The 8,377-nt window shown below is 71.8% G+C and carries 10 protein-coding genes; 7 read left to right on the top strand and 3 right to left on the bottom strand.

Going from position 1 to position 8,377, the window contains the following annotated elements; all coding sequences use genetic code 11:
- Positions 1–67: 67 nt before the first annotated feature.
- The 3 genes from ACFWZ5_RS42985 to ACFWZ5_RS42975 all read right to left on the bottom strand — a co-directional run bounded on the left by ACFWZ5_RS42985 (position 68) and on the right by ACFWZ5_RS42975 (position 3,100).
- Entirely contained in the window at positions 68–1,072 is a 1,005-nt protein-coding gene (locus tag ACFWZ5_RS42985; RefSeq protein ID WP_384805818.1) for a S1C family serine protease, read from the bottom strand.
- A 133-nt stretch (positions 1,073–1,205) separates the two neighbouring features.
- Entirely contained in the window at positions 1,206–2,228 is a 1,023-nt protein-coding gene (locus ACFWZ5_RS42980) for a LacI family DNA-binding transcriptional regulator (protein ID WP_384805816.1), read from the bottom strand.
- 23 nt (positions 2,229–2,251) lie between these two features.
- A complete protein-coding gene (locus tag ACFWZ5_RS42975) occupies positions 2,252–3,100 on the bottom strand; it encodes a winged-helix domain-containing protein (protein ID WP_384805814.1) in 849 nt (282 codons plus the stop codon).
- A gap of 327 nt (positions 3,101–3,427) precedes the next feature.
- Here ACFWZ5_RS42975 and ACFWZ5_RS42970 point away from each other — a divergent pair, with 327 nt between their 5' ends.
- The 7 genes from ACFWZ5_RS42970 (at position 3,428) to ACFWZ5_RS42940 (ending at position 8,318) form a co-directional block, all read left to right on the top strand.
- Positions 3,428–4,273 (top strand): alpha/beta hydrolase, encoded by an 846-nt coding sequence (locus ACFWZ5_RS42970; protein ID WP_384805812.1) that lies wholly within the window; start codon positions 3,428–3,430, stop codon positions 4,271–4,273.
- Between the two features lie 38 nt (positions 4,274–4,311).
- Positions 4,312–4,566 (top strand): MoaD/ThiS family protein, encoded by a 255-nt coding sequence (locus tag ACFWZ5_RS42965; RefSeq protein ID WP_384805810.1) that lies wholly within the window; start codon positions 4,312–4,314, stop codon positions 4,564–4,566.
- A gap of 1 nt (position 4,567) precedes the next feature.
- The gene (locus tag ACFWZ5_RS42960) at positions 4,568–5,779 is read left to right on the top strand and encodes a hypothetical protein (RefSeq protein WP_384805808.1); all 1,212 of its coding nucleotides are present in this window, start codon (positions 4,568–4,570) and stop codon (positions 5,777–5,779) included.
- Positions 5,780–5,928: 149 nt separating this feature from the next.
- Positions 5,929–6,681 (top strand): DUF2993 domain-containing protein, encoded by a 753-nt coding sequence (locus ACFWZ5_RS42955; RefSeq protein WP_384806746.1) that lies wholly within the window; start codon positions 5,929–5,931, stop codon positions 6,679–6,681.
- Between the two features lie 218 nt (positions 6,682–6,899).
- The gene (locus ACFWZ5_RS42950) at positions 6,900–6,980 is read left to right on the top strand and encodes a putative leader peptide (RefSeq protein WP_352321565.1); all 81 of its coding nucleotides are present in this window, start codon (positions 6,900–6,902) and stop codon (positions 6,978–6,980) included.
- Positions 6,981–7,141: 161 nt separating this feature from the next.
- Positions 7,142–7,987: a sulfurtransferase gene (locus tag ACFWZ5_RS42945; protein WP_384806748.1), complete on the top strand. Its 846-nt coding sequence runs from the start codon at positions 7,142–7,144 to the stop codon at positions 7,985–7,987.
- A gap of 43 nt (positions 7,988–8,030) precedes the next feature.
- Positions 8,031–8,318 (top strand): DUF1416 domain-containing protein, encoded by a 288-nt coding sequence (locus ACFWZ5_RS42940; RefSeq protein WP_004986406.1) that lies wholly within the window; start codon positions 8,031–8,033, stop codon positions 8,316–8,318.
- Positions 8,319–8,377: the final 59 nt, after the last annotated feature.

Raw genomic sequence — 8,377 nt, 5'->3', positions numbered from 1 at the left:
AAGGGGTCCTAGGGGCGGAGCCCCTAGTTTCGGGAAGGGGCGGGTCTGGGGCGCCACCCGCGAGGGCTCAGCCGTTGGCACCCGACCGCAGCTCCCCCAAGTCCGCCTTCACCGTATTGATGGGAATGGCGAAGCCGAGCCCCACACTGCCGGAGTCGGACGAACCCGCCGAACTCGGCGAGTACATCGCGGAGTTGATCCCGACGACATTCCCGTTCATGTCGATGAGCGCACCCCCGGAGTTCCCGGGATTGAGCGAGGCATCGGTCTGCAACGCCTTGTACGTCGTCTTCGAAGACCCGGTGTCCCCGTTGAACTCCTGCCCCCCGAACTCGAACGGCCAGCCCCCACCGCCCTGCCCCTGCCCCTGCCCCTGACCCGGCTGCTCCTGCCCCTTGCCGGGATCCGCCGACACGGTCACGTCCCGGTCGAGCGCGGAGATGATGCCGCTGGTGACGGTGCCGGTCAGGCCCTCGGGCGAGCCGATCGCGACGACCTCGTCGCCGACCTTGACGCCGTCGGAGTTCCCGAGGTTCGCGGCCCGGAGCCCGGACGCGCCCTCCAGCTTGATCAGCGCCAGATCCTTCTTGCTGTCCGTACCGACGGTCTTCGCGCTGTACGTCTTGCCGTCGCTGGTCCGCACGGAGATGGCCGTGGCGCCGGAGATCACGTGGTTGTTGGTGACGATCTCGCCGTCGGACGTGATGATCACGCCCGAGCCGGTGGACTTGCCCGCGTTGGTCGTGGCGTTGATCTCCACGATGCTGGGGGTCACGGCCTCCGCGACACCGGAGACGGTGCCCTTGCTGCCCGCGGAGACGCTGGTGCCGTTGACGTTCCTGGCCCCGTCGGAGCCGTTGCCGCCGGTCAGGGACTGTACGGCGTACGCGGTGCCGCCGCCGACGGCCGCGGCGGCGAGCGCGACGGCGGCGAGCAGGGCGACGGGGCGCTTGACCCGACGCCTGTCGGGCGCGGGCCCGGGCGCGGGCGCCGGGTGCGGGGCGTAGGCGGGAGGCGCGGGGTACTCGCCGTTCTGCGGGTGCTCGCCGTTCTGGCGGAAGGGTTCTGTCATGTCCCCGAGCGTCGTCCCCGTACATGAGAACGCCCTGAGCCGCCCCTGAAAACCCCCCGAAAACGGCGTTCGCCCCACATAAGTTCCCGCCGGACAAGTCCCCGGCGTGAGCCCCGCCCGCGCTGGCGCGGCGTCAGCCGCAGCCGCAGGACCGCCGCACCACGAGCCGCGACGGAAAGACCTTCAGGCGCTCGCGCCGCGAGCCCGCGACCCGCAGGCCGTCGTCCAGGACCAGGTCGACCGCGGCGCGCGCCATCGCGGGCCGGTCGGAGGCGACCGTGGTGAGCGGCGGGTCCGTCAGGCCCGCCTCCTTCACGTCGTCGAAGCCGGCCACGGCCAGCTCGCCGGGCACGTCGATGCGCAGCTCGCGCGCGGCCCGCAGGACGCCGATGGCCTGGTCGTCGGTGGAGCAGAAGATCGCGGTGGGCCGGTCGGGCCCGGAGAGGAAGCCGAGGGCGATCTCATAGGCGTCGTAGCGGTTGTAGGGGGCCTCGAAGAGCCGGCCCGCCACCGAACGCCCGGCCTCGCGCATCGCGCGCCGCCAGCCCTCGACGTGGTCGGAGACGGGGTCGCCGACGGTCGGGGTCTCGGCCATGCCGCCGACGCAGGCGACGTACTCGTGGCCGTGCTCGAGGAGGTGCCGGGTGGCGAGCTGGGCGCCGCCGATGTCGTCGGTGACGACGGCGACGTCGTCGATGCCCTCGGGCCGCTCGTGCAGGAGCACCACGCGGGCGTCCCAGGCGTCGATCTCCGCGGCGGCCTGGTCGCTCAGGCCGTGGCTGACCAGGATCAGGCCGGAGACCCGCATGCCGAGGAAGGCGCGGAGGTAGTGCGTCTCACGCTCCTCGACGTAGTCGGCGTTGCCGACGAGGACCATCTTTCCGCGCTCGACGGCCGCCTGTTCGACGGCGTGCGTCATCTCGGCGAAGAACGGCTGCCGCGCGTCCGGCACGATCATGCCTATGAGGTCCGTGCGGCGGGAGGCCATGGCCTGGGCGACCCGGTCGGGGCGGTAGCCCAGTTCCTTGATCGCGGCGAGGACACGCTCGCGCGTGGCCGGGGCGACCGGCCGGGGTCCGTTGTTGATGACGTAGCTCACGACCGCGGTCGAAGTACCCGCCAGTCGCGCCACATCGTCCCGCGTCACCTTGGCCACGCGCGCAGTCTACGCGGATGGAGTCAGCCCTGAGCAGGGCGTGCGACGGCTTCCTTCGACGGGGACGAGGGCGCGGACGGGGACGGGGAAGCGGACGGGGAAGCGGGCCTGGCCGCGGCAGAGCGGACGGGGCGCCCGGAGGGGGCATCGGCCCTGGGGGTCGCGGCCTTGACCTTCTCCTCGTCGGCGGCGCGGTCGACCTTCTCCGGCACGACGAAGCGGTAGCCCACGTTCCGCACGGTGCCGATGAGCGACTCGTGCTCGACGCCGAGCTTGGCCCGCAGGCGGCGCACGTGCACGTCGACCGTCCGCGTGCCGCCGAAGTAGTCGTACCCCCAGACCTCCTGGAGCAGCTGGGCGCGCGTGAAGACTCGGCCCGGGTGCTGCGCGAGGTACTTGAGCAGCTCGAACTCCTTGAAGGTCAGGTCGAGGACCCGGCCCTTCAGCTTCGCGCTGTACGTCGCCTCGTCCACGGAGAGGTCGCCGTTGCGGATCTCCATGGGGGAGTCGTCGGCGCTGATCTCCTTGCGGCCCATGGCCAGGCGCAGGCGCGCCTCGACCTCGGCGGGGCCCGCGGTGTCCAGGAGGACGTCGTCGATGCCCCAGTCCGCGGTGACCGCGGCGAGGCCGCCCTCCGTCACCACGAGCACCAGCGGACAGCCGGGTCCCGTGGAGCGGAGCAGCTGGCACAGGCTGCGGACCTGCGGCAGGTCGCGGCGGCCGTCGATGAGGATGACGTCGGCGCCCGGGGTGTCGACGAGGGCGGGGCCCTCGGCGGGGGCCACACGCACGTTGTGCAGGAGCAGGCCGAGGGCGGGGAGCACCTCCGTCGACGGCTGGAGGGCGTTGGTCAGGAGCAGCAGCGAGCTCATCGCGCCCCACCTGCCCGGTTCGGCGTCCTGGTCGTCGGACTTTCGTGCACGTTTCGCTCGCCCATTACGTCGGTTCCTCCTCGGTCCCGTGCGGAGGGGGCACCCCCTGCTCGAACGTAGCTGAGAGCTTGGGGGAGTGGGTACTGCTTCGTACCGGCTCGTACTGCTTCGTACGTTTACACCTACACCTCCACGCCCTGCGAGGTGTCCGTGCTCGCCGTTCTTGAGACTTCGTTGACGAAGGTTGACGAAGTCAAAAGCCGCGTAAAGCACGAAAGGACCCGGGGGCTGCGCTGCCCGGATCCTCTGCGCAGCAGAATAGCCCACATGAGTTCCCGTCCGGCAGGTCAAACGGCGCGATCTTCTGTGCCTCCGATCACGCGCGTTCAGCGGGGCGCCACGCTGCGTACCACTCTCCGTACGGCGGACGGGGTACGCATCGACGCCGCGTACGACCCCGGTCCCGGGCCCGTCGGCGGGCCCGCGATCGTGCTGGCGCACGGCTTCACCGGGGACCGCGCGCGGCCGCACGTGCGGCGGGCGGCGGGGGTCTTCGCGCAGCGTGCGGCCGTGATCACGTTCTCGTTCCGGGGGCACGGGGAGTCCGGCGGGCGGTCCACGGTCGGCGACCGCGAGGTGCTCGACCTGGCGGCCGCGGTCGCCTGGGCGCGCTCGCTCGGGCACGCGCGCGTGGTGACGGTCGGCTTCTCCATGGGCGGCTCGGTGGTCCTGCGGCACGCGGCGTTGCACAGGGGGCGCACGGAAGCGCGGGTGGACGCGGTGGTGGCGGTCAGTGCCCCGGCCCGCTGGTTCTACCGCGGCACGGCGCCCATGCGCCGCCTCCACTGGCTGGTCACGCGGCCCGCGGGGCGGGTCGTCGGGCGGCTCGGCCTGCGGACCCGTATCCATGCGCGCGAGTGGGACCCGGTGCCGCTGTCGCCGACGGAGGCCGTGCCGCTGCTCGCGCCGACGCCGCTCCTGATCGTCCACGGCGACCGGGACCCGTACTTTCCCCTGGACCACCCGCGCATGCTGGCCGCCGCCGCGGACGGCGCCGCGGAGCTGTGGCTGGAACCGGGCATGGGGCACGCCGAGCACGCGGCGGACGACGCGCTTCTGGCGCGGATCGCCGAGTGGGCCACGGCATCATGGACGTCGGCAACCGCCGAATGAGCCGAACGACGTGTGACGACAGGGAGGAGGGGCGACGCATGGTGAAGGGCACCATCAGGTACTGGGCCGCGGCCAAGGCCGCCGCGGGCATCGCCGAGGAGCCGTACGCCGAGGCCACGCTGGCCGACGCGCTGAGCGCGGCCCGCGCGCGGCACCCCGGGGAACTGGAGCGGGTCCTGCTCCGCTGCTCGTTCCTCGTCGACGGCGACCCCGTGGGCACGCGCGCGCATGAGACGGTACGCCTGGCCGAGGGCGGCACGGTCGAGGTGCTCCCGCCGTTCGCAGGAGGATGACTTGAGCGACCAGCCGCACCAGGGGTACCACGGGTACCAAGGTCAGCAGGGATATCAGGGGTACGACCCCTATGACCCGTATCAGCAGCAGGCGCCGCAGCCCGAGCCGCCGGCTGCCCAGCAGTGGGGTTACCAGGACCCCTATGCGGAGCAGCAGGGGCACACCCAGCAGTGGGAGGGGCAGACCTGGGAGACGCAGGTCCAGCCGCCTGTGCCTGCGGTGGACGTCACCGAGACCGCGTACTTGCCGCCGCAGGCACCGGCGTCCGACTGGTCCGGGGGGCAGCCGGGTCCCGCGTACTACCAGGAACCGTCGGATGGGTCTGTGCCCGCCCGTTCCGCCCTCTGGGCGGACCAGCCGCCCACAGACGGAGCGGCACCCGTGGCGTACACCCCGGAACCCGCCCCCGAACCCGAGCCCTCCTACGGGCCCGCCACCACCACCGGGAACGCTCGTGTCACCGACGCGCAGCGGGCCCGGGCCGAGGGGCGGTCGCCGATCATCGAGCCGGGGATGCAGCCTGCCGCGCTCACCGCGGTCCTCGGCCTGCTGCTCGCGGCGGGTGCCGCGGTCGGGCAGTACGCGCTGCTCGTGCCGCTGGTGATCCTCCAGGCCGTGACCGCCGCCGGCTGGTTCCGGCTGAACGGGATGTGGCCCGCCCGGCAGGGCATCGCGCTCGCGTTCCTGGGCGGTGTCGTCGCCGACGTCGCGCTGCTCGCCACCGGCGAGGGCAAGGCACCGGCGGCCATCCTCGGCACGCTCGGCGTCTGGGTGCTGCTCGTCCTGGTGCTCCAGCTGCGCAGCCGCGCGGGCGCCGACGAGCGGATGTACGGCCTGATGGCGACCGTCGCGTCCAGCGCGCTCGCGATCATCACGGCCGGGCACCTCGCCGCCGCGCACGAGGCGGTCACCGTCGGCGCGCTCGCCGTCGCGGCGGCCGTGCTCGCCCGCGCGCTGCCGCTGCCGACGCCCGCGTCCGTCGTCGTGGCGCTGCTCGCGGCGGCCGGCGCGGGGATCGCGGTCGGCGGCACGACGGACTACGGCAGCAAGGGCGCGCTGCTCGGGCTGGCCGCGGGCGTGTGCGGTGTCGTCGGGCACCGCGTGGCCAGCTACGACTACCCGTCGCGGTTCGTCCACTTCACGGCCGGGGTCGCCCTGCCGCTCGCGGCCGCGGCGCCCGCCGTGTATCTGATGGGACGCGCCCTCGGCTGACCGACAGGCGCCATGCGTACCTCTCGTACGCATACGCCCCGATCGTCACAGTTGTTCGACGGATCCCCGGCCGCACGTCGCGGCCGGGGATCCGTCCTTTAGGCTCGCGGCATCGAACACGTGAGGCGGGGGAACGGGGAACACCAGGCATGAGCAAGCGCGCGATACGCATCCTCCTGATCGTCGTCGTGGTCCTCGGCGGCCTCTTCGTCGCGGCCGACCGGTTCGCGGTGTCCTACGCGGAGGACGAGGCGGCCGAGAAGCTGAAGGCGCAGGAGGGGCTCAGCAGCACGCCCGACGTGTCGATCAAGGGCTTCCCGTTCCTGACGCAGTTCCTCGGCGGCAAGCTCGACGACGTGGAGATCGGGATCAAGGACTACGACGCCAAGTCCGACGGCGACACCATCCGCGTCGCCGACCTCAGCGCCACCATGCACGGCGTCGACTTCTCCAGCGACTACAGCTCCGCGACCGCCGACCGGGCCGCGGGCGTCGCCCGGATCTCCTACGACGAGCTGCTCAGGTCCGCCCAGGCCGAGCCGGTCCAGCTGCCGCTCGGCGCCACCGGCAAGGTCGTCGGCCTCTCCGACGGCGGCGACGGCAAGATCAAGATCTCGGTCGAGGTGAGCAAGGGCGGCACGAAGCTGCCCAAGCCCGTGGACGTCCTGGGCACGGTCACCGTCGAGGGTGACGCCATCAAGGTGCACGCCGACAAGATCCCGGACAAGCTCGACGTCCTCGGCGTCAGCGTCCCGCTCCCCGAGGGCCTGGTCCGCGACGTCACGGACTTCGAGGAGAAGGTCACCGACCTGCCCGGCGGCATCAGGCTCGACACCGTGCAGGCGGCGCCGGACGGCGTGGACGTGGCGGTCAAGGGCGAGAATGTGAGCCTCGTCAACTGACCGGACCGGCGCGCCGCCTCCGGCCCCGCGACTGTCCGTAGTACGAGACGGAGGCGTCCGCCCCTCAGATGCCAGGAGCGGTCGGGCCCGCCCGCCACCGGCCCCCCGTGCCCCCGAGCTGGCCGGAATCCCCCCACCCGCTCACATTCTGAACGAAATCGTCTCACCATCCGACACACCGGTGACACGGCCGCCTCCGCGTCCCTACGATCGGACCCATGCACCGACAGGCGGACCTCACGAAGCGGCGGGCAGTGGACCTGTGCCGCGTCGCCGCCATGCTCTGTCGCACTCTTTGAGCGGGACTTCCAACTCCCGTGATCCCCGGGCCCGTTGACCGCCTCGGCCGAGCCGAAGGTCACCCGGCCGCTCCGCGTACGCCGACGCCTCCCCGCGTATCCGTACGTGCCCCGCGAGAACCGCACCGTCCCCGCCGCACCTGCCCCGGAGGAGAAGAAGCATGAGCCGCAGCGACGTCCTGGTAGACGCCGACTGGGTCGAGGCCCACATCGACGACCCGAAGGTCGTCATCGTCGAGGTGGACGAGGACACCTCGGCGTACGACAAGAACCACATCAAGAACGCGATCCGGATCGACTGGACCAAGGACCTCCAGGACCCGGTCCGCCGCGACTTCATCGACCAGGAGGGCTTCGAGAAGCTGCTCTCCGGCAAGGGCATCGCCAACGACTCGACCGTCGTCCTCTACGGCGGCAACAACAACTGGTTCGCGTCGTACGCCTTCTGGTACTTCAAGCTCTACGGCCACCAGGACGTGAAGCTCCTCGACGGCGGCCGCAAGAAGTGGGAGCTCGACTCCCGCGACCTGGTCGACGGCTCCCAGGTGCCGCAGCGCGCCGAGACGTCGTACAAGGCCAAGCCCCAGGACACCTCGATCCGCGCCTTCCGCGACGACGTGGTCGCCGCCATCGGCAACCAGAACCTGGTCGACGTCCGCTCGCCCGACGAGTTCTCCGGCAAGCTGCTCGCCCCGGCCCACCTGCCCCAGGAGCAGTCGCAGCGCCCCGGCCACGTGCCGAGCGCCCGCAACATCCCCTGGTCGAAGAACGCCAACGACGACGGCACCTTCAAGTCCGACGAGGACCTGAAGAAGCTGTACGCGGACGAGCAGGTGGACCTCGCCAAGGACACCATCGCGTACTGCCGCATCGGCGAGCGCTCGGCCCTGACCTGGTTCGTCCTGCACGAGCTGCTCGGCGTCGAGAACGTCAAGAACTACGACGGCTCCTGGACCGAGTACGGCTCCCTCGTGGGCGTGCCGATCGAGCTCGGCGCGGGCAAGTAGCAGGCCCGGACCTTCCCTCTTCTTCCTTCCCTAGGAGATACGCATGTGTGGAGCCAAGGCCGGCGGCCCCGACGCTTCGACGATCAAGCCCGGTGAGACCACGATCCAGGGCCAGGTGACCCGCGACGGCGAGCCCGTCACCGGTTACGTGCGGCTGCTCGACTCGACCGGCGAGTTCACCGCGGAGGTCCCGACCTCCGCCACCGGGCAGTTCCGGTTCTACGCGGCCGAGGGCACGTGGACGGTGCGGGCCCTCGTGCCGGGGGGCACCGCTGACCGTACGGTCGTCGCCCAACAGGGCGGCCTCGCGGAGGTCGCGATCGCGGTCTGATCCCTACGCGGGGCGCCCCAGACCCCGGTCCTCAAACGCCGGACGGGCTAGAAATAGCC

This window comes from Streptomyces sp. NPDC059003 (assembly GCF_042740445.1).
Classification (GTDB): domain Bacteria; phylum Actinomycetota; class Actinomycetes; order Streptomycetales; family Streptomycetaceae; genus Streptomyces.
The sequence above is the reverse complement of the archived record's forward strand: the minus strand, read 5'-3'. Positions and strand labels throughout refer to the sequence as shown.

What these genes read in the sequence shown, in the direction of transcription:
- ACFWZ5_RS42985 (WP_384805818.1), bottom strand. Translation starts at nt 1,072, where the DNA reads ATGACAGAACCCTTCCGCCAGAACGGCGAGCACCCGCAGAACGGCGAG.
- ACFWZ5_RS42975 (WP_384805814.1), bottom strand. Translation starts at nt 3,100, where the DNA reads ATGAGCTCGCTGCTGCTCCTGACCAACGCCCTCCAGCCGTCGACGGAG.
- ACFWZ5_RS42970 (WP_384805812.1), top strand. Translation starts at nt 3,428, where the DNA reads ATGAGTTCCCGTCCGGCAGGTCAAACGGCGCGATCTTCTGTGCCTCCG.
- ACFWZ5_RS42965 (WP_384805810.1), top strand. Translation starts at nt 4,312, where the DNA reads ATGGTGAAGGGCACCATCAGGTACTGGGCCGCGGCCAAGGCCGCCGCG.
- ACFWZ5_RS42955 (WP_384806746.1), top strand. Translation starts at nt 5,929, where the DNA reads ATGAGCAAGCGCGCGATACGCATCCTCCTGATCGTCGTCGTGGTCCTC.
- ACFWZ5_RS42950 (WP_352321565.1), top strand. Translation starts at nt 6,900, where the DNA reads ATGCACCGACAGGCGGACCTCACGAAGCGGCGGGCAGTGGACCTGTGC.
- ACFWZ5_RS42945 (WP_384806748.1), top strand. Translation starts at nt 7,142, where the DNA reads ATGAGCCGCAGCGACGTCCTGGTAGACGCCGACTGGGTCGAGGCCCAC.
- ACFWZ5_RS42940 (WP_004986406.1), top strand. Translation starts at nt 8,031, where the DNA reads ATGTGTGGAGCCAAGGCCGGCGGCCCCGACGCTTCGACGATCAAGCCC.